The 25,439-nt window shown below is 42.0% G+C and carries 20 protein-coding genes; 8 read left to right on the top strand and 12 right to left on the bottom strand.

Translation table 11 applies throughout. The annotated features are described in order from the left end of the window. The first annotated feature begins 4 nt into the window (after positions 1 to 4). Positions 5 to 727 (top strand): tetratricopeptide repeat protein, encoded by a 723-nt coding sequence (locus CLV94_RS05755; RefSeq protein ID WP_121375468.1) that lies wholly within the window; start codon positions 5 to 7, stop codon positions 725 to 727. A gap of 36 nt (positions 728 to 763) precedes the next feature. Here the strand turns inward: CLV94_RS05755 and CLV94_RS05750 are convergent, their stop codons facing one another. Continuing rightward, positions 764 to 2,665, bottom strand: coding sequence for a S9 family peptidase (locus CLV94_RS05750; RefSeq protein WP_121375467.1), 1,902 nt, complete (start codon positions 2,663 to 2,665; stop codon positions 764 to 766). Positions 2,666 to 2,780: 115 nt separating this feature from the next. Further along, on the bottom strand, positions 2,781 to 6,389 hold the full coding sequence (locus CLV94_RS05745) for a reprolysin-like metallopeptidase (protein WP_121375466.1): 3,609 nt from the start codon (positions 6,387 to 6,389) through the stop codon (positions 2,781 to 2,783). 258 nt (positions 6,390 to 6,647) lie between these two features. Between CLV94_RS05745 and CLV94_RS05740 the strand changes: the two genes are divergently transcribed. Genes CLV94_RS05740 through CLV94_RS05715 form a run of 6 tightly spaced genes read left to right on the top strand, consistent with a single transcriptional unit; the run spans position 6,648 to position 11,780 of the window. Beyond that, on the top strand, positions 6,648 to 7,898 hold the full coding sequence (locus CLV94_RS05740) for a dicarboxylate/amino acid:cation symporter (protein ID WP_121375465.1): 1,251 nt from the start codon (positions 6,648 to 6,650) through the stop codon (positions 7,896 to 7,898). Between the two features lie 2 nt (positions 7,899 to 7,900). After that, on the top strand, positions 7,901 to 8,599 hold the full coding sequence (locus CLV94_RS05735; RefSeq protein ID WP_121375464.1) for a DedA family protein: 699 nt from the start codon (positions 7,901 to 7,903) through the stop codon (positions 8,597 to 8,599). A gap of 37 nt (positions 8,600 to 8,636) precedes the next feature. Beyond that, positions 8,637 to 9,761: an NAD(P)/FAD-dependent oxidoreductase gene (locus CLV94_RS05730; protein WP_121375463.1), complete on the top strand. Its 1,125-nt coding sequence runs from the start codon at positions 8,637 to 8,639 to the stop codon at positions 9,759 to 9,761. Between the two features lie 30 nt (positions 9,762 to 9,791). After that, positions 9,792 to 10,469: a monofunctional biosynthetic peptidoglycan transglycosylase gene (gene mtgA / locus CLV94_RS05725; protein WP_121375462.1), complete on the top strand. Its 678-nt coding sequence runs from the start codon at positions 9,792 to 9,794 to the stop codon at positions 10,467 to 10,469. A gap of 2 nt (positions 10,470 to 10,471) precedes the next feature. Next, entirely contained in the window at positions 10,472 to 11,422 is a 951-nt protein-coding gene (locus CLV94_RS05720) for a lipid A deacylase LpxR family protein (protein ID WP_121375461.1), read from the top strand. Between the two features lie 55 nt (positions 11,423 to 11,477). Beyond that, positions 11,478 to 11,780, top strand: a complete 303-nt coding sequence (locus CLV94_RS05715) for a hypothetical protein (RefSeq protein WP_121375460.1) — start codon at positions 11,478 to 11,480, stop codon at positions 11,778 to 11,780. Between the two features lie 71 nt (positions 11,781 to 11,851). Here CLV94_RS05715 and CLV94_RS05710 read toward each other — a convergent pair whose 3' ends face one another. Then, the gene (locus CLV94_RS05710) at positions 11,852 to 13,243 is read right to left on the bottom strand and encodes an RCC1 domain-containing protein (RefSeq protein ID WP_121375459.1); all 1,392 of its coding nucleotides are present in this window, start codon (positions 13,241 to 13,243) and stop codon (positions 11,852 to 11,854) included. Positions 13,244 to 13,510: 267 nt separating this feature from the next. On the opposite strand from CLV94_RS05710, the gene CLV94_RS05705 reads away from it, so the two are divergent. Beyond that, entirely contained in the window at positions 13,511 to 14,113 is a 603-nt protein-coding gene (locus tag CLV94_RS05705; RefSeq protein ID WP_121375458.1) for a hypothetical protein, read from the top strand. 71 nt (positions 14,114 to 14,184) lie between these two features. Here the strand turns inward: CLV94_RS05705 and CLV94_RS05700 are convergent, their stop codons facing one another. The 9 genes from CLV94_RS05700 to CLV94_RS05660 form a co-directional block, all read right to left on the bottom strand. Beyond that, a complete protein-coding gene (locus CLV94_RS05700) occupies positions 14,185 to 16,308 on the bottom strand; it encodes a prolyl oligopeptidase family serine peptidase (RefSeq protein ID WP_121375457.1) in 2,124 nt (707 codons plus the stop codon). A gap of 48 nt (positions 16,309 to 16,356) precedes the next feature. Further along, positions 16,357 to 16,737 (bottom strand): DoxX protein, encoded by a 381-nt coding sequence (locus tag CLV94_RS05695; protein WP_121375456.1) that lies wholly within the window; start codon positions 16,735 to 16,737, stop codon positions 16,357 to 16,359. A 296-nt stretch (positions 16,738 to 17,033) separates the two neighbouring features. Then, positions 17,034 to 17,603 (bottom strand): type 1 periplasmic binding fold superfamily protein, encoded by a 570-nt coding sequence (locus CLV94_RS05690; RefSeq protein ID WP_121375455.1) that lies wholly within the window; start codon positions 17,601 to 17,603, stop codon positions 17,034 to 17,036. 20 nt (positions 17,604 to 17,623) lie between these two features. Next, complete coding sequence (locus CLV94_RS05685; RefSeq protein WP_121375454.1) at positions 17,624 to 20,011, bottom strand: TonB-dependent receptor; 2,388 nt, start codon at positions 20,009 to 20,011, stop codon at positions 17,624 to 17,626. A gap of 80 nt (positions 20,012 to 20,091) precedes the next feature. Continuing rightward, positions 20,092 to 20,436 (bottom strand): hypothetical protein, encoded by a 345-nt coding sequence (locus tag CLV94_RS05680; RefSeq protein ID WP_121375453.1) that lies wholly within the window; start codon positions 20,434 to 20,436, stop codon positions 20,092 to 20,094. Positions 20,437 to 20,540: 104 nt separating this feature from the next. Beyond that, positions 20,541 to 21,530 (bottom strand): aspartate-semialdehyde dehydrogenase, encoded by a 990-nt coding sequence (locus CLV94_RS05675; RefSeq protein WP_121375452.1) that lies wholly within the window; start codon positions 21,528 to 21,530, stop codon positions 20,541 to 20,543. A gap of 183 nt (positions 21,531 to 21,713) precedes the next feature. After that, positions 21,714 to 22,097, bottom strand: coding sequence for a large conductance mechanosensitive channel protein MscL (gene mscL, locus CLV94_RS05670; RefSeq protein ID WP_121375451.1), 384 nt, complete (start codon positions 22,095 to 22,097; stop codon positions 21,714 to 21,716). Positions 22,098 to 22,198: 101 nt separating this feature from the next. Further along, entirely contained in the window at positions 22,199 to 24,640 is a 2,442-nt protein-coding gene (locus CLV94_RS05665; protein WP_121375450.1) for a bifunctional UDP-N-acetylmuramoyl-tripeptide:D-alanyl-D-alanine ligase/alanine racemase, read from the bottom strand. A gap of 138 nt (positions 24,641 to 24,778) precedes the next feature. Next, positions 24,779 to 25,405: a thymidine kinase gene (locus CLV94_RS05660; RefSeq protein WP_121375449.1), complete on the bottom strand. Its 627-nt coding sequence runs from the start codon at positions 25,403 to 25,405 to the stop codon at positions 24,779 to 24,781. Between the last annotated feature and the right edge of the window lie 34 nt (positions 25,406 to 25,439).

Below are 25,439 nucleotides of genomic sequence, written 5' to 3'. Positions count from 1 at the left end.
CGCCATGAATGAAGAGGCATACAATAGCTTTGAAAGCTATCTCAACAACGAAATGTCTACAGAAGAGCGATTGGATTTTGAATCAAAGCTTCAGGATGATTCTCAATTCAGGGAAAGCTTTGAACTGTATAAAGAAACATCAGCTTTTTTAGAACATAAATTTTCTGCCGAAACCCAAGATTTCAAAAAGAATTTGGCGTTGGTTTCGAAAGATTATTTTTCGGAAGAGGAGGAAGGAACTAAAGTTATTTCCTTCAAGCCTTGGTATTATGCAGCGGCGGCTTCGGTAGTGATTCTTTTGGGGACTTGGATTTTTATGAAAGGCCCAACTCCGGAATACGGCGATTATGACCAGCATGAAAATGCGTCTTTTGTTGAAAGAGGCGATGCTGACGAAAACTTGAAAAACGCCCAGGATTTTTTTAATAAAAAAGAATACAGAAAAGCAGTAGTTTCTTTTCAGAAAATACAGAATCTGGACAATCCAGAACATCAATATTTTTATGCTATTGCTTTGATTGAAACGGATAATTACGTGAAAGCAGAAATGCTTCTGAATGAAATCCAGCATGGTACTTCTATCTATAAAAATAAGGCAATCTGGTATTCTGCTTTGTCTGAATTAAAACAGAAAAATGTGGAGGAATGCAAATCGTTATTACGACAAATTCCAGAAGATTCCGAAGATTATGATAAGGCTCAGGAATTATTAAAAGAATTAGATTAGATAAAAAAATCCCCGCGAAGAGCGGGGATTTTTTTGTTATAAAGTTTCTTTCAACCATCTAAAAAATTCTTTTTGCCAAACCTGTGCATTCTGAGGTTTCAGTACCCAGTGATTTTCATCTGGAAACAGAATGAACCTGCTCTTGATGCCTTGCAATTGAGCGGCTTGGAAAGCTTCCTGTCCTTGCCCGATCGGCACTCTATAATCTTTTCCTCCTTGGAAAATCAAAATAGGAGTATCCCATTTGCTCACGTTATTGATCGGGTTGAATTGAGAATAAGTCTTTTGCGCCGCTGCGTTGTTTGCTTCCCAATAAGCACCGCCAGAATCCCAGTTCGTGAAAAATACTTCTTCCGTGGTTCCGTACATGCTTTGCAGGTTGAAAACGCCACAGTGTGCTATGAAAGTCTTGAATCTTTTTTTGTGGATTCCAGCTAAATAGAACACAGAGTAGCCTCCGTAGCTTGCGCCAATAGCGCCCAGCCTTGCTTTGTCAACATAGCTTTCTTTTGAAACATCGTCGATAGCAGAAAGGTAGTCGTCCATTACTTGGCCGCCCCAGTCTTTACTGATCTGCTCGTTCCAGGCAACACCATGGCCTTGCATTCCTCTTCGGTTTGGCGCTACGACAATATAGCCTTGCGCCGCCATAACCTGAAAGTTCCATCTAAAAGAATAAAATTGTGTCAATGCAGATTGCGGTCCGCCTTGGCAATATAAAAGTGTCGGATATTTTTTGTTCTTGTCAAAATTGGGAGGAAGCACTACCCAAACCAGCATTTTCTTTCCGTCAGTTGTCGTAACATAACGTTTTTCGAATTTGCTCAAGGCTATTTTCGAATAAGCAGCATCGTTTACTTTCGTAATTTGGTTCCATGTTTTTTTCTTCAAATCGTAAGAAAAGATTTCTGCTGCATGATTGAAGTCGGTTCTTGCCACGATAGCCTTATCTCCAGAAAAACCTACAATATCGGTCACGTCAAAATCACCATCGGTAAGCTGTCTTACGGTTATAGCAATTCGAGTCAATCCCGGAAAATTTACCTCAAATAATTGTTTGGTACCGTTGATTGGTGCTAAAAAATATACTTTTTTCCCATCGGCACTCCAAGTAAAGCTGTCAACAGTTCCATCCCAGCCCGAAGTCAGATTGATGTCCATGCCTTTAAAACGTACGATAATATCATTTTTGTCAGCTTCATAACCATCGCGTTTCATCTGCAACCACGTCAAGTCGCCATTCGGAGAAAATTGCGGAGCGGTATCATAACCTGGATTGCTTTCCGTTAGGTTTTTGGTTGTTTTTGTAGCTAAGTCGTATTGGTACAAGTTTGTATTTGTAGAAGTAGCATACGCGGTTCCTTCTAGTTTTTTCGAAACATACACAATGCTTTTTCCGTCGCGGGACCAAGTATAATCTTCATCGCCACCAAATGGTTTTTGAGGTGAATCATAAGGCTCGTCCTTCATGATATCGGTGAAGTTTTCTTTATCATTTACAGGAGAAAAAACCACATGATTGTGCGTGCCGTCATTCCAAGTGTCCCAATGACGATAATCCAATCCATCATAAACTTGTACTTCAGATTTTTCTAAAGCAGGATAATAATCTTTTCCTAAGACTTTCCCGACTTTGATTTCTTTGCTTGCCAATAAAAGCTTGCCGTCAGGAGAAATGTTTTTGTCATTTAGCAGCGAGGCATATTCTGCAACTTCGGTGGCATTGCCGCCTGAAACAGGTATGCTGTAAAATTTAGAATTTGATTTATTTTCTTCTACCGAAGGAATTGAAACTTTGTAGATGATGTTTTTTCCGTCTTTTGAGATGCCAAGCGGACTGACTCTTCCGAGCTGCCAAAGCAATTCTGGCGTCATTACGTTTTGTGCGGCTGCATTTAATCCGATCATACTAATGGTTAAAAAAAGAATTTTTTTCATTTGCGAATGCTGTTAAAAATAAAGGCTTAAAGGTAATCATTTATTCAAATACAGCGGATGTTTCAATAAAAAAGGCCGTCTGAAAAGACGGCCTTTTGCTAAAATGAAAAATGAATTACTTTTTGATGAAACGTTTTACAGTCACGTTTTCGTTATCATTAATCTCAACAATATAATTTCCGTCAGTCAAAGAAGAAACAGCGATGGTTCCATCTTGGATTTTTCCTCTCATGACTTCTTGTCCTAACATATTTACGATTCTGAAGCTCGCTTTTTCAGAAACCGAAGTTAGGTTAATGACCGAAGAAGCAGGATTTGGATATAATTTGATCTCCGCCTGTGCGATGCTTTCTTCTCTTCCTGTAGACACGATGTTTACCGTATAATCTTCTACTTGGCCATACGAAAAGGCTTCACAGGCAGTCGGCACGGCATTGTATTTCATAGAAACTCTCATGCGGGTTGCACCTAAAGTGGCACTAGCAGGAATTGTAAAGCTGCCGCTCACAGGTGTTGTTGTCGAAGCCGTTTTTGTCCAAACTTGTTCTCCAGCATCGGTGAAATCGCCATCTTTGTTGTAATCAATCCAAACAGAATACCCTTCGCTGTAAACAGAACTTGTCCATGATGGCGTGATGGTAATCGTATACGAAATTCCTCTGGTCGCATTAGTAGAAATCGAAGTGAAATCAGTATATCCCGTTCCTCCAGTCGACGTATTGTCGATGGTTCCGAATTGCACGCGCCCGATTTTTTCGTCAGCTACGCTGTTTCCTTGCGAAGCGCAATACGAAACCGAAGTCGATAAGGTAGTTACGTTCACGCTATTGCTTGAAGCCGAACTGTTTCCTGCCGCGTCTTTTGCTTTTACAGAAAAAGTGTATGTAGTTGCTGCTGTCAATCCAGTTACGGCATAGGATGTTGTGGTTACGGTAGTTCTTAAAACACCATCTTGATAGACTTCATATCCAGTGACGGCAACATTGTCGGTTGAAGCTGTCCAAGATAAGTTCGTGGCTGTCTGTGTAGTTCCCGAAGCCACTAAACTTGTAGGTACTGTTGGAGCTGTAGTATCGGCAGATCCAGCCTGAATGTTTACGGTATAATCTTCTACTTCTCCATAAGAGAAAGCCTCACACGCAGTTGGTACTGCATTGTATTTCAAAGAAACTCTCATTCGCGTTGCGCCTGTTGCAGCTGTTGCTGGAACCGTAAACGAACCGCTTGCTGGAGTTGCTGTAGAAGCAGCTCTGCTCCAGGCTAATTCTCCTGTATCGTCAAAATCGCTGTCGCCATTATAGTCAATCCAAACAGCAACACCTTCCGCGTAAGTTGTTCCCGTCCAAGTTGGCGTTACGGTAATTGTATAGGCTGTTCCTTTGCTCAAATTGGTAGAAATAGATGTAAAGTCAGAATAACCTGTTCCTCCTGTCGAAGCATTGTTGATGGTTCCTAACTGTACTCTTCCAATGTATTCGTCAGCAACGCTATTTCCTTTTGAAGCACAATAGGTTGCGGTTCCAGCCAAAGTAGTCACATTTACCGTGTTGCTAGAAGCTGATAAGTTGCCAGCCGCATCTTTAGCTTTTACATAAAAAGTATAAGCTGTAGATGGCGTCAATCCAGTTACGGCATAGGTCGTTGTAGTTACGGTAGTTTTCAGTACGCCGTTTTGGTATACCTCATAACCTGTAACGGCAACATTATCGGTAGAAGCTGTCCAAGACAAGTTGGTTCCTGTCTGAGTCGTTCCAGAAGCGGCTAAGCTTGTAGGCGCTGTCGGGGCTGTTACATCTCCCGATCCGGTAGTAATTGTAAAATTGGTATTGGAAATGTCAAAGAAGATATGGTTGGATCCTTTGACCATGATTCTATTTTGCGTGCCAGGATTATTCGGAACGGTAATAGCCTGAGTTCCGTCATTTGGAGTTCCTGCTAACAAAGTGATAGGGTAGGTGTTTCCGCCATCGGTCGATAGCAAGATGTCCACGTTTGCTGCATTTACGCCATTTGCAGTTGTTCCTGCGACGTTCCATGTCACGGTTTGGGAGGTTCCAGATGCCCAAGATACGGCTGTGTTTGGCGCTGTAAGGACAAAAGGCCCTGCTGTTCCGTTTACGGTAACAATCATATCGTCGCTATTGTTTGCAGGACCGCCCGCTCTGTTGTCTCTAACTGTTAATCTGAAATTTAGAGTTCTTGCTACGTTTGGAACGGCTTCCCATTGCCAAGTTGTCGCGCCAGTTTTAATGGTTTCTAGTCTTGGAAAATAGCGTGTGCCTGATGTTGAAGGTACAAAAGAGCGGAAAGCTGGTCCCGAAGTGGCTGTCGCGCTCGGGTACGTAGTACTTGAAGTTCCTGAGTTCATCTGCTCCCAGCAATACGTCAAAGTATCGCCGTTGGCATCCGTTCCAGAACCAGTCAATAAGAAAGGAGTTCCTTTTGGAACGGTATAATCTGCTCCTGCATTGGCTGTTGGTACCGCATTTCCGGTTGCCGTATTGGTCTGGCAAGAAGTTGTTTTTACATAATTGGTCACCTGTTGGATGCTTACGGCATGAAAGAACGGGTCGCTATGAGGCTGCACGTCTGTAGCGCCTGTAATCCCAGCATATCCCATGATTGTGGTTCCGCTTCCAGGCTCGTTTTGTACGCCAGTTCCCTCATTGCTGAAAGTAAACGTATGGTTAGCTCCAAACTGATGTCCCATTTCGTGGGCCACAAAGTCGATATCGAAATTATCGCCAATTGGAACTGTGCTTGTTGTAAAGCCGCTGCCTTTCCCTGAAGCGCATACACAGCCGATACAGCCTGCGTTTCCATTATTCCCGATGGCTGACATCAAGTGCCCGATATCGTAATTCGCGTTTCCGATTACGCTCGTCAAGGTAGACTGTAGTTGCGAATTGTAATTGGCATCGGTGCTGCCATAAGGATCGGTCGAAGCGTTGGTATAGATTACCGCGTCTGTATTGGAAATAAGTACCATTCGGACTCCGAAATCTTTTTCAAATACGCCGTTGACACGTGTCATGGTATTATTGATAGCGGCTAGAGCGAGAGCTTTGGTGCCTCCATGATACGCCGTGTATTCTCCGGTAACAGACATGGCCAGCCTATAAGTCCTCAATGTGCTATCGTCTGCATTAGGACGTAACGCGAGGTCAGAATTCATCTGGCCTTTTACATGATCCATGACTTCACATTCAAATTTGGTGAAAGCCATTCTCTTGTCCGTTCTCTTGTAGACTGAGTAAGTGCTGAGGTCTTTGGAATACGGCTCGATAAATTCAGCTGGTTTGTCTGCCACTAATTTCATTCCTTGAAATCCAAGCGGCGATACGCTGAAATAGATTGTCGCAGTCGGGTCATCGATTCCTTGTCCTGCATAGGATTTAATTTCTGGATAGCGTGCTGCCAGTTCCGGATCCATGATAGGCAGATCGTAGATTCGGAATCGCTCTGATGCACCGTCGGCTGTTGGAATAGCGATAATAACATTTGAAGCCTGTTTGTAACTGTTTCGAAGCGGTGCCTTTGTCAGTTGGTTTTTTAAAGAAGACAAATCCAGTTCAAATAAATTTTTTGTGGGAAGTGGCATCCGGTTTTCAAAAATGGCAAGATCGCTTTTTGGAGCTGATGCTTTCCAGAGTGATTTTCCATTCTGTGCGAACGAAAAACCAGTCATAGCCAAGAAGGCTACTGATAGTAGAGCGTGTTTCATAAATTAGTAGGTTGGTTAAATTTGGTTATATCAAATGTATGATAATTTTATTTATATTGTGATTTTTAATCAAAAAAAAGATTAAAAAGATATAAATATAACTGTAAAGTATTGTTATTGTTGAATTATTTATAATTGAAAATAATGAGATTTTAGTCGCGTAGGAAGCTTTTGTGCTCTAAAAAATTAAGATTTTATTCACTATTCAAATAGGAGTCAAAAAATATAACTATTTTCACGAACTAAAATAATTACGGTTTGAAAAACAACAATAGACTATTTGCAGCAATCATCATTGCTTTGGTTCTCGGAGTTGCTTTGGGCGCTTATGTCCATTATCAATATCCAGAAGAAAAAGCAGACTTTGCAAAAAATATAAAACTTCTAGGAACGATTTTTATCAGGCTCGTCCAGATGATTATTGCTCCCTTGGTATTTTCGACTTTAGTGGTTGGAATTGCTAAAATGGGCGATATGAAAATGGTCGGAAGAGTAGGAGCCAAAGCCATGGCATGGTTTATCACCGCATCATTAGTGTCGTTATCTGTAGGTTTAGTGCTTGTAAACTGGCTGAAGCCTGGCAAAGGAACTTCAATAAAAATGGATGACCTTTCTACAGCTGACGATCTGCTAAAAAACACCAAGTCTTTTTCTTTGGAACAATTCGTTACCCATGTCGTGCCAAAGAGTGTCATCGAGGCCATGGCGACCAACGAAATATTGCAAATCGTAATCTTCGCGATTCTTTTTGGAGTTGCGCTTTCGTCTATGGGCAAGCTCGGTAATCCGATTATCAAGTCGCTCGACATTGTTTCGCATGTCATCCTAAAAATGGTAACCTACATCATGTGGGTAGCTCCGTTAGGAGTTTTTGGCGCTGTTGCCGCTGCCGTTGCAAATTATGGTTTTGAAATTTTCAGCCTATATGCCAAGTATTTGGTCGATTTTGCTATCGGAATTTTAGTCCTTTGGGCATTGCTTCTTTTGGTCGGCTATTTTATCCTTGGCAACCGACTTTGGACATTGCTTAAGAGAATCAAAAGCCCTTTGCTTATTGCTTTTTCTACTACTTCCAGCGAAGCCGTTTTTCCAAAATTAGTGGAAGAATTAGAGCGTTTCGGCTGCAAAAGCAAGATCGTTTCTTTTACGCTGCCTTTAGGCTATTCCTTCAACCTTGACGGAAGCATGATGTATATGACTTTCGCCAGTATTTTTATCGCTCAAGTCTACGGAGTGGATATGTCTCTAGGAGAACAACTAACGATGCTTTTAGTACTGATGCTGACAAGTAAAGGAGTTGCAGGCGTGCCTCGTGCCTCGTTGATCGTTGTTGTAGCAACCTGTGCCATGTTTGGAATTCCGCCAGAAGGAATCGCCTTGATTTTGCCAATTGACCATTTCTGCGATATGGCAAGAAGCATGACAAACGTGCTGGGCAATGCATTGGCAACAACTGCTGTAGACAAATGGGAATCTGAGCCAGAAACAATAACACAAGAAATAGCATAACCATGGAAAGCTTTGAATGGACGCAATTATTGAATCCTGAATTTTATATCAACCTAAAAGTCAGCGGCGTTCCGATTGGAATCTACGTTGTCTTGTTTATCGTATTTGCTGAAACGGGACTTTTTGCAGGGTTCTTCCTTCCAGGCGACAGCTTGCTGTTTCTTGCAGGAATTTACAGTACTGAGCTGACTTCGACGCTTTTTACTATTGAAAGTGATTTTATAAACCTAGTCGTTTTGTCAACCATGATTGCGGCAGCAGGAATTATCGGCAATACTTTTGGGTATTGGTTCGGCTCTAAAAGCGGCTATTATCTTTATAACAAAAAAGACACTTTCTGGTTCAAGAAAAAATATTTGATCGAATCTAGAATCTTTTTTGAAAAGCATGGCGGACGTGCCATCATCTTTGCGCGTTTCGTTCCTATTATCAGGACTTTTGCACCGATCGTGGCAGGAATCGTGTCAATGGAAAAAAAGAAATTCATGTTCTATAACATTGTCAGTTCATTCCTATGGGCATTTACGCTCATCTTTGCAGGACATTATCTTTACGATCTCTTCCTTACCAAATTTGGAATCGACCTGAAAGCGCACATCGAATTCATCGTCTTAGGCATCGTTGCCATAACAACCGTTCCGCTCGTAATCAATTACCTAAAGAAAAGAACCGGACCAAAAGACGGTCAAGAAGAAGCATAGCTGTCTAGACGAAATACTATCCTTAAAAACCAAGGAAATGAAAGCGAATTTAAGCTACTGGGAGCTGAAAAACTGGTTTTCAAACGTAGACTTTACTATTGTTGGAAGTGGCATCGTAGGCCTGCACGCTGCTTTACGACTGCGCGAGAAATTTCCTGACAGCAAAATACTGGTCTTAGAAAAAGGATTTCTGCCTCAAGGAGCGAGTACCAAGAATGCCGGGTTTGCTTGTTTCGGAAGTATTTCCGAAATCATTGACGACCTTCGCAACCATTCCGAAGAAGAAGTCATCCAACTGATCCAGAAACGCTGGCAAGGACTGCAGCTTCTCAGAAAACGTTTAGGCGATGCAGCCATCGACTACAAATTATATGGCGGTTATGAACTTTTTCTCAAAAATTCCGAAAGTCATTACAATGAATGCCTTCAAAAGATTCCTTTTATAAACGACGTGCTCAAACCGCTTTTCAAAGCCGATGTTTTTGCCAAAGAAATCGACCGATTCAATTTCGGTGGTATAGAAGAATACCTGATTTTTAATCCGTTTGAAGGTCAGATTGATACCGGAAATATGATGGAGGCGCTACTAAAACAAGCTATTGCAGCGGGTATTCTTGTCCTGAATAAGCAAAATGTGACAGCCTATCATGAAACTTCAGAAGGTGTGCAAGTCAGTACCGACGATTTTGATTTCCGAACAAAAAAGCTGCTGTTTGCGACCAACGGATTTGCCAAAAAACTAACCCAAGGTGCCGTAAAACCTGCCAGAGCGCAAGTGCTGATTACAGAACCGATTCCGAATCTGGACATAAAAGGAACCTTCCACATCGACAGAGGTTATTATTATTTTCGAAACTTTGGCGACCGAATCTTGTTTGGCGGTGCGAGAAACCTTGATATTGAAGGAGAAACGACTTCCGAATTCGGACAGACAGATTTAATACAAAATAAACTCGAAGAAATTTTAAAAGAAGTAATTTTGCCTGACCGTGATTTCAAGATCGAACATCGCTGGAGCGGCATTATGGGAATGGGTTCCAGCAAAAAACCGATTGTCGAAAAACTGTCGCAGCATGTGAGTTGTGGCGTGCGACTTGGCGGAATGGGTGTGGCCATCGGAAGCTTGATCGGACAAGAATTGGCTGATCTTGCTACAGAATAATTTAAAATTTATAAGATTCTTTTTTAGACTATGTTGAAAAAAATATTCAGGTTTTTGTGGAAATGCGCGCTTTGGTTCTTCGGAATTTCCATCTTTTTTGTCATTCTTTTCAAATTTGTACCTGTTCCATTCACGCCTTTGATGGCCATTCGTGCCCTAGAGCAAAAACAAGCTGGAAAGGAAATGACTTGCAGTCACGACTGGGTGCCGCTTGAAGATATTTCCATAAACTACCAAAAAGCCGTAATTGCCAGTGAAGACGGAACATTCTTAAGTCATAATGGTTTTGATTTCAAAGCATTGCAGAAAGCCTATAAAAACAATTCCAAAGGAAGAAAATTGAAAGGCGGAAGCACCATCTCACAACAGACCGCAAAAAATGTTTTCCTCTGGCAAGGAAGAAGCTATTTGAGAAAAGGGCTCGAAGCTTATTTTACTGTATTAATTGAAATCTTCTGGGGCAAAGAGCGTATCATGGAAGTATATCTCAACAGCATTGAAATGGGCGATGGCGTTTATGGCGTACAGGCTGCGTCGCAGCATTGGTACCGAAAAGATGCTTCGCAGGTATCAAAAAGAGAAGCTGCCGGAATCGCCGCCATTCTTCCCAACCCACGAAAATTTAAAGCCACCAATTCTTCATCGTATACAGAAAGAAGAAAAGGCAGGATCATGAAGCACATGAACTATGTCAAATTAGACTATTGATTATGCGCCAAAAATTCCCCCTGTTTTTGTTCCTGTTTTTTACGCTGCCGCTTTTTGCGCAAGAGCATTCTGGGGAAATAGGTCTTGTTATTGATAATGATTTGTTCACATCTACCGTCAACGATCAATATTATACCAACGGAATCGAAATTTTCTACCGATACCTGAATGCGAATGAAAATCCCAAGATAAATAAAAGAACTACCGAGTTCCGAATCGGGCAATACATTTACAATCCGCACACCGTCGAAGCCGCTTCGATTTCAAAACACGACCGTCCGTTTGCGGGCTATCTTTTTGCCGAAGCCGGATTTGCAAAATTCTATCAAAGCGAATCTGTATTAAAATTCAGCACGCAGTTGGGCGTTATCGGTCCGAATTCGCAAGCAGAAGGTTTTCAGAAATTATTCCATAAAGCTTTTGGGTATAAAGATGTACAAGGATGGAACTACCAAATCCATAATGGAATTGCTGTACAAGGAGGCCTGTTCTATTCTAAAAAGTTAGGCACGAAGCCAGCTAATAAAATTGATTTTCATATACAAGGCGAAGCCAATCTAGGGACGGTCTTTACTGGAATTTCTGTAGGACCGTTGGCACGAATCAGCTTCAAAAAGAAGTTGCTTCCTATTTATGATTCGGGATTGTACGGTGCTTCGCTAAATTCCGACAAAGCGAAATATAAAGAACAGTCGGAGTTTTATTTTTACATCAACCCAAGCTTGAATCTCCAAGTTTATGATGCTACAATACAAGGGAAACTTTTCAATGACAACAGTCCAGTTACGTTTGATCTCGTACCGCTCCGCTTTAATGGCGAGGCAGGTTTTCGATACCGAAAAGACCATTGGAATCTTCATTATCTGTTTGTATTCCGAAGCAAGGAACTGCGTAATGACAGGATAGAAAATTATTTTTATGGTTCTATTGGCGCGACTTATTTGCTGTATTGATTCTAGGCATCGATATTTTTCTTAACTTTAAGAACACAACCAAAACTTTTTTCCAATGAGTGCTAAATACAAATACGCTACAGTCCTTGAGGCCATAAAACAGCTCCGTGATGCAGGGTTTATGGTCGATTTTAATATAGAAGGCAGCTTCTTGAGTGCCAATTCGAGCAAATACCACACCGACGATTTTGAGATTACCGAAATCTACCGCTACGAAGGCGATACCAATCCCGATGAAGAATCTACGGTTTATGGCATCGAATCGAAAGATGGTGTAAAAGGTATTTTAGTTACTTCTTACGGAATGTATATCGATGATATTTCGGAAGAACTGCTGCAGAAGCTTTCGCTGAAATAGACAGTCTTTTACCTAAAACATAAAAAGCCACCTTTTTGGGTGGCTTTTATAATATCGTGAGAATCGAGTTGCTATTCCTTGACTACTTTTAAAGTTTTTACTTGATTGTCGGCATACACTTTTACCAAATAAGTTCCGCTCGATAAAGCCGTCATGTCGATTTGATTTTCGGTCGAATTGACCTTTTGGAAAAGCACCTGTTGTCCGAGCAAATTAAATAGTGCCACATCAGAGATAACTCCGATTGAAGATAAATTTATTTTGTCTTTTGTTGGGTTTGGATAGATACTAATGTCGGGTTTAATTTCCTTTTCGGTAGCGGATAAGAAATTGCAGCTTACCGGTGTCGGTATCGTAGTAGGAACTGCTGTCAATGCTCCATTTCCTTGCTGACCGTATTCGTTCGCACCCCATGACCAAAGACTGCCATCTATTTTTTGTGCTAAGGAATGTCGGGATCCTGCCGATACGATTTTCCAATTTGTATCAGTTCCGACTTGTGTAGGTGTAATAATATTAGAATGCTCAGCGGGCGCTCCCATTCCTAATTGTCCGTGTATTTTGTTGCCCCAAGCCCATAAAGTGCCATCGCCTTTTAGTGCTAAAGAATGACTTCCTCCAGCACTAACAGCTATCCAGTTGGTGTCGGTTCCGATTTGTATTATCGTATTTCTATTATTATAAGTTCCGTCTCCTAATTGTCCAACCACGTTATATCCGGCCGCCCATAATGTTCCGTTGTTTTTAATCGCTAACATAAAAGAATTGCTCACAGAAACCATCCGCCAATCGGTATCATTGCCTACTTGCGCAGGAGTATTTCTATTACTGCCTGTTGAACCATCTCCTAATACGCCATAATTGTTAGCACCCCAAGTCCATAATGTTCCATTGGTCTTAATTGCTGCCGTACTTTTATATCCAGCCGAAACGGATTGCCAATTGCTTTCGGAGCCGATTATGGTTGGTATTGTCTTGTTGATATTGGTACCGTCGCCTAACTGACCTTCCGTATTTTCGCCCCATGCCCATAAAGTACCGTTGTTTTTAATGGCGAGAGTATGGGTGAGGTCGGTAGATTTGTGGGTTGAGACCGTTTTCCAATTAGTGTCAGTTCCTATTTGTGTCAGGGTGTTTCTGTTTGTCATCGTTCCGTCTCCTAGTTGTCCAGCAGTATTCATCCCCGCCGCCCATAAGGTTCCATCGGTTTTGATTGCAAAAGTCATCATTCCTCCAGCAATAATTGATTGCCAGCCGGAGGTGTTTCCAGAGGCTGTCGGAACATTTCTCTCGGTATTTGTACCGTCGCCTATTTCACCATAATAGTTGCTGCCCCATGCCCAGATTGTGCCGTTAGAAGCTATTGTGGTAGTATGAGAGCTGCCAGCACTAACGGTCTGCCAGCATTGAGCATATAGCTGGATGCCAAAAAGAGAGACTGCAAGTAGTAATGCTTTTTTCATAATAAGAGAATTAAGCTGTTATTTTTCTTTTCAAAGTTATCTATTTTTTTAAATAGTATTAATTTTCAACAATTTAAATACAAAAGTAACAGAGGCCAAAGCCTGCTTCCTATACCTGATATCAGGTAATTTTCAATAATAAAATCCAATATCTTCTACAAAATAGCCTAAGGTTAGTAATTTTATCTTCCGAAGTAAAGGATTGATTTCCTTAATACGGAAGTCTTTTTTTTATAAAACAAGTGTAAATTAAAAAACCCTAATGTTATGAATTTTAAGTTTCTATATTTCGTAATCTTTATGCTATGCCTTGGACAAAATCTTCGGGCGCAATATGTAGAGAAAGAAGAAGAAAAAATCACGACCCTTTATCCAGAAGCGGTTTTTGATTCCATACAAGCTAAAAAAGCCTTGGCTTTGGGAAAAGGAAAAATTACAGGAGTTGCCTTTACAAAAACGGCACCTTTGGCGCCGAGAATCTATGCCGATAACATGAAGATTATGTTGTTTCCTGTAACACCCTATTTTGAAGCATGGTATAAGTTGCGAAACAGTAAGGAAAACTTAAGAAAGAGGCGCTATGTTTATATGTCGGATGCAGCTTTCCGATACAGACTCGAAGCCATATCCAACAGCGTCGGAAAGTTTACGTTTCCGGATATGAAACCTGGGAAATATTTCCTGACCGGCAATATGAGCTGGAGCAGTACAGGTTCTTACAACGAGCATACCGGAACCAGCTATGGCAGTTATGGTACCCAAGCAGATCATTATGAAAAGAGGTATTATACCCAAAATCACGAAGAACGTTTGGAGAAATTTGTAGAAGTAAAAACCGACGGTGAAATAGTAGAAGTTAAGTTGAAATAAATTTTGAAACCCTTTAAGACGAAAAAAGCATCCATAATTGGATGCTTTTTTTATGCGATAAATTGGGCAGCTTATTTTTTAAACTCTCGGATTCCCATGTTGTATAGGGTAAACGATAGGATGTCTGCTGCTTCTTCGATAGTCTTAGAAACTGGTTTTCCTGCACCATGTCCTGCATTAGTTTCAATGCGGATTAATACTGGATTGTTGCCTTTTTGTTTTGCCTGTAATTCTGCCGCAAACTTAAAGCTGTGTGCCGGAACCACCCTGTCGTCATGGTCGCCAGTAGTGATTAAGGTTGCCGGATAGCTTGTGCCTTCTTTTACGTTGTGTACTGGAGAATATTTTTTCAGGTAGTCGAACATTTCTTTAGAATCTTCTGCCGTTCCGTAATCATACGCCCATCCTGCACCTGCAGTAAACGTATGGTAGCGAAGCATGTCTAGAACGCCCACTGCCGGAAGCGCTACTTTCATCAAGTCTGGACGCTGTGTCATGGTGGCTCCTACTAGAAGTCCTCCGTTAGAGCCTCCACGGATAGCCAAGAAGTCAGACGAAGTATATTTCTGTGCGATTAAGTATTCTGCCGCCGCGATAAAATCGTCGAACACGTTTTGCTTTTTCAGCTGCGTGCCGCCGTCGTGCCATTTTTTGCCGTATTCACCGCCGCCGCGAAGGTTCGGAACCGCGTAAACGCCTCCTTGTTCCATCCAAACTGCATTGCTGATGCTGAAAGCTGGTGTAAGGCTTACGTTAAAACCGCCATATCCGTAAAGGATCGTTGGATTCTTTCCGTCAAGCTTCAAGCCTTTTTTGTGCGTGATGATCATCGGTACCTTTGTGCCGTCTTTTGACGTGTAGAATACCTGCTTGCTTTCGTAATCGGCAGAGTTGAAATCTACTTTTGGCTTTTCGTATACAGATGATACTCCTGCTTTTGGCTCAAAAGCATAGATAGTTCCAGGAGTCGTATAGTTTGTGAACGAGTAGTACAATTCTTTGTCTTCTCTCTTACCGCCAAAACCTCCGGCAGAACCGATGCCTGGCAATTTGATCTCACGCAACATTTTTCCCTCATAATCATACTGTTTTACTTGAGAAACGGCATCTTTCATATAGTTGGCAAAGATGAATCCAGAACCTGTCGAAACCGAAAGTACGTTTTCTGTTTCTGCAATAAAGTCTTTCCAGTTCGCTGGTTTCGGGTTGGCCGCATCCACAGTCACTACTCTTTGGTTTGGAGCATTCAGGTTAGTCACGATATATAATTTTGTGCCTACGTTGTCTAAGATATAGTTGTCGCTGTCAAAATTATCAACCACGTTTACGATCTTGCTGTTCGGAACGCTAAGGTCTTTGAAATACAATTCGTTTCCAGAAGTTGAAGTCGAAGCCGAAATGACAAGATATTTATCGTCTTCTGTAACGCTGGCGCCTACATATCTTCTTTTTTCATTCAAGCCGAAGATAACTTTGTCTTCTTTTTGCGCCGTGCCCAATTTGTGGAAATACAATTTGTGTTGGTCGGTTTTGGCAGAAAGCTGGCTTCCTTTTGGCTTGTCGTAGCTGGAGTAGTAGAATCCTTCGTTGCCGATCCAGGCAATACCGCTGAATTTTACGTCTACCAATTCAGCTTCTAGTTTTTTCTTGCTAGCGGCATCTAAAATGATGATCTTGTTCCAGTCGCTTCCTGCTTCTGAGATTGAATAGGCTACTAAAGAACCGTCTTTTGAGAATTCTACAGAAGACAGTGACGTAGTCCCGTCAGAAGAAAAAGTATTTGGGTCAAGAAAGACTTCTTCCTTGCCGCTTTTGTCTTTTCGGTACATCACCGACTGGTTTTGCAATCCGTTGTTCTTGAAATAATAGGTGTAATCTCCTTCCTGCGTAGGGGCAGAAACCTTCTCATAATTCCAAAGTTTTTCGAGACGGTCTTTCATCTCTTTCCTGAAAGGAATTTTTTCCAAATAGCCGAAGGTAACTTCGTTTTCAGCTTTTACCCAAGCGGCAGTCTCGGCAGACTTGTCGTCTTCGAGCCAGCGGTATGGGTCTTTTACTTCGGTTCCGAAATAAGTGTTGACTGTGTCAACTTGCTTGGTTACAGGATATTTAAGCACTATAGCTTCTTCTTTTGTTTCTTCCTTGCAGGAAATGAGGGCAGATGCTGCAATCATCGTGACGAGTACTTTTTTCATTAAAATGTTTTTTGATTCTTACAAAAATAGGGAATCGTTAGTTATTAATTAGTTAAAAAGTGGCCTGTATTGCGGCCAATGTTTGTAGATAAGGATGCCGTTGAGGACAGCAACCAAAATGGCGCCCCCGATGCTCGGAAGATCCAAGAAAAGATGGAAAAGCAAGATGTTTAGGGAGATAGGAGCCAGTACGATCAGCGCAAAGGCAATCCAGTTTTTTGTAAAAAGAAGCAGGGCAATGAAAATTTCCAAGATTCCGATGATAGGCAGCACATAGCCTGTGGCGGCTAGCGAGCCCATAAAACTTGCAGCGTCTTCTGGCAGCTGAGGTACCGGAATAAAGGGCAGCGTGTAAAATTTGTTCAATCCAAAAACTAAAAGAACGAGTCCAAGAAGCACTCTGACAATGGAGGTAAATTTCGAATTCATAAGTATCTACAATTTTTTGGTTACTAAACGTTCATTGAAATTCCTAAATTACTAAAAAAACAGCAATCAAATGGATTGTATATAAAAAAAGCATAATCTAATTAACAGAAATTCAATTTATAACACGAAAAAGAGGCTTTTGCACTTATCATCCTGAGTTGACGCTTTCGCCACGTAGTTGCCTCTTTCCCCTTCCGGAAAGCCTTAACTAATCGGCGGAAAGGATTGGCGTATCTCGGAAATAAACAAAAACCGCCTTTTTGAGGCGGTTTTTTATAGAGCAGTAATAAAAATATTTATTGTGCGGCTACTGTTATCGGGAAGCTTACCTGAATATCGGTTTCTCCTCCGGCATTGGCGATGTTGCCGGCTGCAACGCCTTCGGCATTCTTGTTCGGTTGATGGCGTAATATAATCGTAAAAGTACCTGTTCCAGTTGCAGCCCCTGTAGTCAGCGTAAAGTTAAGCCCTACCGGCTTTCCGTTTTCGTCATTTGGAACGGCATAGGCTGTTGTTGCCAGCGCATTCGAAATGGTAAAGAAAAATTGGTGGTCGTGTGCCTCTTCCAAGATTTCCTCGGTAATGCTTTCGGCAGGGGTAGCCGCCTCGTTCAGCAAGTCAAGCGACCCGGTATAGGTAGTGCTTGGCGCAAGATTTCCAGAAACTGTTACTACCGGAGCATTTGGTCCTTCAGCACCATCAAGATCTCTTGACGTTAAGGTAATCGTATGTCCGCCGCCTGTCAAGGTAGCTGTCAGGGTAGTGATTACTTCTTCTTCGTTCACGGGATTGCTGTCGTCATTGCTGCAAGAAGAACAAAGCGCTATGGCTGCCAAGCCCATTGATAAAAATTTAAATACGTTCATAAGAATAATGGTTTAAAAAATTAATAATTTAGTTTTAGTTGAATCCTGAAATTCCTGCCCAGATCATCTGCATAAAAGCGCGTCCTGTTGAGGTAATCTCTGTAATTCGTGTTTAAAAGATTTTGGATATTGAATCCGAGTGTCATTTTAGATTTTTTCAAGACATCAAAACTCATCTCTGAGCTAAAATGCAACAGGCTGTATCCCTTTGGCGGCTTGCTGATCTGCACCAAAGTGCTGACAGGCTCTCCAGAATCTGTAACGTCTACATAAAAATCATTGTTAGGATAGCGCTGCTGCGTAAAGACGGTTTCGTTTTTTAGGGCAAGCACCAGATGATTCCAATTTTCCTTTTTAAAGCTCAAGGTGTTGTTCAAATTCAGTGGCGGCATGTCGATCAGCGGCTTGTCGTTGGTCGCATCTTCGCCATATACAAAAGCGGCGGTTGAATGCCAGTTGAGGTTTTTGGCAAAGTCATAATCGGCCGTGAGGTCGATCCCGAACATCCTCGCATCTACCTGACGGTATTCCCAGACCGGAAAAGGGCCTCGGTTCGACAAGATAATGGTGGTTGGAACTAGGATCTTGAAATCGGAAACCGTATTAAAATAAGGATTGATTTCAAAGGCAAAGCCCTCTGCGGCATAATTAAGTGCAGTCGACATCTTGAGCGCTACTTCGCGCTGCAGCCTCAAGTCGCCCAATTCGATCTGTCCGGTAGCATGGTGCAGCCCGTCGCTAAACAATTCTGCGGGATTAGGGTTCCTGCTGGCTACGCCGATGTTGGAAAACCAATGCAGCTTGTCGTTGATCTCGTATTTGGCGCCGAGGCTTCCGGAAAAATTATGGTAGGTGAACACCGGATTGGTATACCACTGCTGTCCTTCTTCTCCGATAATGATATCGCTGAAATCGCGATCATAACCGCGTTCTGTCCATCTAGATTTTAGATAATATTTCTTGGCATCGATGTGGCTGAAATCATAGCGGAAGCCTATTTCTAGCACCAGCTTTTCATTGGCTTGATAGCTGGCAATAGCGTAGAGACCCGCATCGAATTTGTTATAATTCGGAATCAGGGCACGTACCTCTGTAGCGCCTGTGTTCGCTGCATTGTTTTGGTAAGCACCGCTGATTCCAGCCTTATATTTCATCTTATCCGAAAAATTAGCTTCATAATCGGCATTGAAGGAGTGAGTCATCAAGTCCAGGTCAACAGATGCCTTGTTGCGGTCATCGCCCCTCCTGAGGTCAAACTCTAGGCGGTTGTTGAACTGGAAGGCGTATTGGAGCGACAGCTTACTGGCATCGGAAAAATAGGTGTAATAGTTAATTTTTCCGAGATGATGCTGTAGTTCCTGCTTGGGCGCATTGATATCATAAGTGAAATCTCTAATGACCTGAGGCTGTCCGCTGTTGATGGCGCGGATCAGGTCGGAGATGCCGCTGATGTGCGAGGCTCTCAGGATTCCGATCTCGGCATTAAAGTAGCTGTAAAAAAAACTGTAGCCGTGATTTTCTCCCTTGTAGCCCAAGCTGGCAGACAGGTTGCGCTCGCGGTTTCCGGTATTAGAAAGTACATAATCTGGCGCTTCGAAATCGCCAAAGTATTTGAACGTTCCCTGAAGGTTCCAGTTCCAGCCGTTTTCATAACCTTTGGAGAGCGAAGACGAAATGCTGCCTCCACGTCCGTTTGATGCGCCGTTGATAATGGTCTTTCCAAAAATCGTGTCTTTTACAGGAATGTGCGCGAGTTCTATAATGACGGTGCCGCCTATGGCATCACCACCATACTGTAATCCGGATGCGCCCTTGATGACCGAAATTTTTCCGGCGGTATTGACATCCATGTTCGGTGCGTGTTCGGTGCCCCACTGCTGGTCTTCGAGGCGCACGTTGTTATTGACTATAAGCACGCGGCTGCTATGCAGTCCGTTGATAATCGGCTTTACGATCGTGCTTCCGGTCTTTAATGACGATACGCCGCTGATTTCCTTTAGGGCATCACCCAGGCTCTCGCTGCTGTAGTTTTCGAGCACGTTGGCTTTGATTTCTTGTGTCGAAGCATTTTTCTCGGAAAGTGTCTTTTTAAGGACAACTTCTGACAGCTGCGAGACTTCTGGCTTCAGGGAAATGTCCAATACGACATCTTTATGGACAGCAATTACGGTATCTAGGGTCTTATAGCCCAGATATTCGATGGTCACGGCCAAGTTGCCGTTTGGGATGCCACTTATTGAAAAGCTCCCGTCGGCTGCAGCATTCGCAAAAAAAGTTCCGGCATGGATGTGGCTCCCCGCCAAAGGTTGTTTTTTCTCGTTGGTAATCTTCCCGCTCACCGTGTGTTGGGAATATACGAGGGTTTGGTTTCCTGCCAAGAGGAAAACAAAAAATAGGATATAGCGCATTTTGAAAAAATCTAAAATGATAATTAAGGCATGCTTCTAAAACAAACAGCCCGAAAGAAGAGCAAGGCTCTTTTCGTTAATTAACAGCTAGATGGCGGTCCGCGGTGCGAAAACAGGCTGCCTGCAAAGAATTCTGCTGTTTCTGCAGCAGGAAAGTTGTAGGCTACGGTCTTGAAAGGGACCTGAAGGTTGAATGTAAAGGTTTCTGTCGCAATAAAACTGCTTAGGGTAAATTCGCAGACAAAACATTTTTCGTGATTGTGGTCGAGGGTCTGGATTTTGGTACTGCCGTCATCGTCTGATTGGCTAACAGTAGCAACGTTTCCGTCTAAGAAGTGCTCATAGAAATGGACTGATTGAAACAGTATCGAGAACAATACTGCAATCATCAATGAGAGGTTTATTATGGCGAACTTCTTCTTCATCCAATTGCAAATGTATGAAAGTGTAAAAGAAAACCGTCTGTTTTAACAAATTTTATGGTTTGTCAAAACAGGCGGTTGTGGCATGTGCTGGTCAGCTATGGGTCTTATACCAAGCCGTTAGCGACTAGATATTCTGCAATTTGTATGGTGTTTGTAGCGGCTCCTTTTCTAAGGTTGTCGGCAACAATCCACATATTCAAGGTATTTGGCTGCGACTCGTCGCGACGTATTCTTCCTACGAAAACATCGTCTTTGCCATGCGCATACAGCGGCATCGGGTAAGTAAAGGTGTCTGTATTGTCTTGAACAACGATTCCTGGCGTTTCGTGAAGAATCTTTCGTACATCGTTTACGTCGAAATCAGTAGAGAACTCTACGTTTACAGCTTCGCTGTGTCCGCCTACTATAGGCACTCGCACGGCAGTGGCTGTTACGGCAATGGTTTTATCGCTTAAGATCTTTTGCGTCTCGCGCACCAGTTTCATCTCTTCTTTGGTGTATCCGTTGTCTTCAAAAACGTCGCATTGTGGGATAGCGTTTCTGTGGATTTGGTATTTGTAGGCCATTTCGCCTTTAGTTCCAGCATATTCATTTTCCAATTGCTGTACGGCTTTGACTCCGGTTCCGGTAATGGACTGATAAGTCGAAACGATAATTCTCTTGATGTTGTATTTTTTATGCAAAGGTGCCAATGCCAAAACCATTTGTATGGTCGAGCAGTTTGGGTTGGCAATAATCTTGTCTTCTTTGGTCAATTCTGAAGCGTTGATTTCAGGAACAATCAGTTTTTTGTCAGCGTGCATTCTCCAAGCCGATGAGTTGTCGATTACGGTAGTTCCGGCTTTCGCAAATTTTGGCGCCCAAGCTAGAGAAGTTTCTCCGCCAGCAGAAAACAAGGCGATTTCTGGCTTCATTGAAACAGCTGTTTCTAATCCAACAACGCTATACTTTTTTCCTTTGAATTCGATTTCCTTACCTACGGATTTCTCTGAAGCCACGGGAATTAATTCCGTTATAGGAAAATTTCTTTCTGCCAAAACTTGAAGCATTACTTCGCCAACCATTCCGGTTGCACCAACAACAGCAACTTTCATATTCTATTTTTTAAAGTGGTTAAAAACTGATTTTCTGAATGCAAAAGTAGCTAATAAAGTTATTGAAAAAACGAATTATAAAAATATAACATATTGTTATGAAAATAAATAATTAAAAGAAAAACCGCCCTGTTTTGTGAGCGGTTTAGTTAGAATATATAATGCAGCGGTACTATTTCGAGATTATTTATTTCTTAGGGCATCGCGTATTTCCATCAATAATTTTTCTTCATTGGTAGGAGCTGGCGGTGCAGCAGGAGCTTCTGCTTCTTTTTTTCTGGCAGAATTGATTCCTTTAACAACAATGAAAAGCACAAAAGCAACGATAAGGAAATTGATTACAGCTGAAAGAAATAGGCCGTATTTGACCGATCCGAACATGACCAAGTCTTCAATTTTTGAAAGATTTGCGGCTTCAAGAGCTGGCTTGAGCAGTAATGGCGTGATTACGTCTTCAATAAATGAACTTACGATTTTTCCGAAAGCGGCGCCTATGATGACCCCGATAGCTAAGTCTACGACATTGCCTTTTAATGCAAAGGCCTTAAATTCAGATACCATTCCCATAATTAGTTGATTTTAGGATTATTATATAAAAATTGGTTTTAGTTACTAGCTAAAGTAGTTAAATATTTTAACATTTCTGCGCCGAATTTTTAAAATTTGTATTATTCTCTGTAAAAAACACGCTTAACACGGTGGGAAATGCCGGTCAAAATCTCGTAAGGAATTGTCCCGAGTTTTTCTGCAATGTAGGTGACGTTTGGGTCTTCTCCGAAAATAATAACCGGATCGCCTTCCAGACAGTCGATGGTCGAAACGTCTACCATCAGCATGTCCATGCAGACGCTTCCTACAATACTTGCTTTTTGATTCTTAATCATGACATAACCGAGCTGGTTGCCCCAACTTCTTGGAATTCCGTCGGCATAACCGATCGGGATGGTCGCAATTTTGGTTTCTTTTGAAGCCATAAACCTTCTGCCATAACCCACGCTTTCGCCGGACTGAATGGTCCTGATCTGGGAAATTATCGATTTCAATGTGCCTACGTTTTCTAAATATTTAGTCTCCGACGGATCGTTAGAAACACCATAAAGCCCGATGCCGAGGCGCACCATATCGTATTGCGCTTCCGGATAATTGCTGATTCCAGACGTATTAAGGATGTGACGTATTGGGTTTATCGAAAGCTCTTGCATCAGCCTTGCAGACAGTTTTTCAAACAAAGCAATCTGTGACTTCGCAAATTCATGGTGCGTCAGGTCGTCGCTCGTGGCCATGTGTGAAAGGATGCTTTTTACTTTGATAGAAGGTGTATTTTTTAAGGTTGCTATCAGTTCGTCCAGATCATCTTCTTGGAAACCCAAGCGATGCATTCCGGTGTCCAGCTTGATATGGACAGGAAATTGCTCGAGGTTTTTCTGTTCGGCAATCTTTAGAAAAGCTCTCAATCCTTTGATGGAATAGATTTCAGGCTCGAGATTGTGCTCAATGATGGCGCTAAAGCTTGTGTTTTCTGGATTCAGGACCATGATAGGCAGGGTGATTCCGGCACTTTTCAGCGCAATTCCTTCATCGGCAAAAGCAACGCCCAAATAGTCAGCTTTGTGATATTCCAAAAGTTTTGCAATCTCAAAACCGCCGCTTCCATAGCCGAAAGCTTTGACCATCACCATAAGCTTGGTTTGCGGTTTTAGCTTCGATTTGAAGAAATTCAGGTTGTGGCTGATGGCGTTGAGGTTGATTTCTAAAACCGTTTCATGGGTCTTTTCTTCCAGCAAGGAGGTAATTTTTTCGAACTGGAAAATTCGTGCTCCTTTGATCAATATGGTTTCGTTTTCAAAATTCAGGTTTTTGAAATCCGAGATAAGATCGTCTGTGTTTTTGTAGGTGATGATGTTTTTAAAACTGTTGGAGTAAGTCCCGATTTCTTCACCCACGCCAATAACGCGGTCTATTTTGTTGGAGGTAACGAGTTCTGAAACTTTTTTGTACAATTCGTCCGTTGGCAATCCGCTTTGGATGATGTCCGAAAGGATGATGGTCTTTTTCTTGTATTGTTTCTGCTGCTCTAGAAAGTCCAACGCAATTTTTAGCGATTGGTAGTCGGAACTGTAGCTGTCGTCGACAATTGCCGTATTATTGATTCCGTTTTTGACTTTCAGGCGCATTTCAACGGAATACAACAACTGCATTCTCTCCTGGATGATTTCTGGCAGATAGCCCAAATAAAGCAAAGCCATCAGGCAGCTTATGGCGTTTTCGATGGAGGCCTTGTCCTGAAAAGGAATAATAGCGTTGAAAGAAATCGTATCGTAGGAAATGCTTAGCTGTGTCTTTTCAGAAAGCTGCTTTTGCGTTATAAACACATTCGCATTTTTGTCGTTGAAACTCCACGAAAAAGTTTTTGTAGTAGCATCTATAAGCGAATCGACTAGCGTATTTTTTTGGTAAATCAGGACTTCAGAATGTTCAAAAAGACGGAGTTTTTCCGAAATTTTTTCTTCTAGATTTTGAAAGCCTTCGTCATGAGCGGAACCAATATTGGTTAAGATCCCGATAGTCGGCTGGATAATTTTTTCCAGCTTTTCCATTTCACGAACGGTTGAAATTCCGGCCTCAAAAATTCCAAGATTGTGCTTTTCGTTTATCGAAATTACCGAAAGCGGCACGCCGACTTGCGAGTTATAGCTCTTCGGGCTTCTGATGATGTTATAGTCTGGACTGAGCAGAAAATTCAGCCATTCTTTTACGATGGTCTTCCCGTTGCTTCCCGTGATTCCGATAATCGGAAAATGAAAAGATTTTCGGTAGTAGGAAGCAAAATCCTGCAAAGCTTGCAAGGTGTTTTCTACGAGGAGAAAATTGGCTTTACTTTCTAAATCTTTTGGAATATGATTAACGACAAAGTTCTGAACGCCTTTGGCAATCAGGTCAGGAATGTATTGATGGGCATCATTGTTCAGTCCCGCCAAAGCAAAAAATAAAGTTTGTGAATTGTTTTGCAATGAACGGCTGTCGATAGAAACGGTGTCGATTTCAGTATCTGGATTTCCAGAGAAACGGGCGTGAATCTCAGGAATGATATGTTGGATTTTCAGGCTCAATTTATTTTTCTTTTTAAAGCTATGTAAAAATAACTAATTTTTTGATGGAAATTGTGGTTCCGTCACGCAGGTGTACGACGCAATAGCCTTCTTGTTATGCTTGCGCTCTATTTATTGTGTGAATTTGGAAGTCTTGGCTTACGGAGTTTTCTTGTTCTTTGAAAAAAAGCTTTCTTCTTTTTCCTGAAGCTCTTTCATCGCATTGAAATATGCGGCGCGGCTCAACGGTTCGTATTCTTCCGTTTCTCCCAGCATAACCAGATTATTGTTGTTGGCTTTACGGAAACTGTAATTGGCAAGATTTCCTGTTCGTGTACAGACGGCATGGACTTTCGTCACATATTCTGCCGTAGCCATAAGTGCAGGCATCGGGCCGAAAGGATTTCCCTTGAAATCCATATCCAATCCGGCAACAATAACGCGGATTCCAGAGTTGGCCAAGTCATTACAGACCGAAACAATCTCATCATCAAAAAATTGAGCTTCATCGATACCGATAACTTCACAGCCTTGCGCTAAGATGCGTATGTTGGCAGCGGCAGGAACAGGAGTAGAGCGTATTTCGTTAGAATCGTGTGAAACCACCATCTCGTCATGGTAGCGTGTGTCGATGGCAGGCTTGAAAATTTCTACTTTCTGCTTGGCAAATTGAGCCCTTTTCAAACGGCGGATAAGCTCTTCGGTCTTTCCCGAAAACATCGAACCGCAGATTACTTCAATCCAGCCAAATTGTTCTTTATGATTTACTGTATTTTCGAGAAACATTTTGTATTTTTCAGCCTTAAAAAGGATTAGTTTT

The sequence above is a fragment of the Flavobacterium endophyticum genome, assembly GCF_003634455.1.
Lineage (GTDB): Bacteria > Bacteroidota > Bacteroidia > Flavobacteriales > Flavobacteriaceae > Flavobacterium > Flavobacterium endophyticum.
Note: the sequence above shows the minus strand (reverse complement) of the source record. Positions and strands in the feature narration are given on the sequence as shown.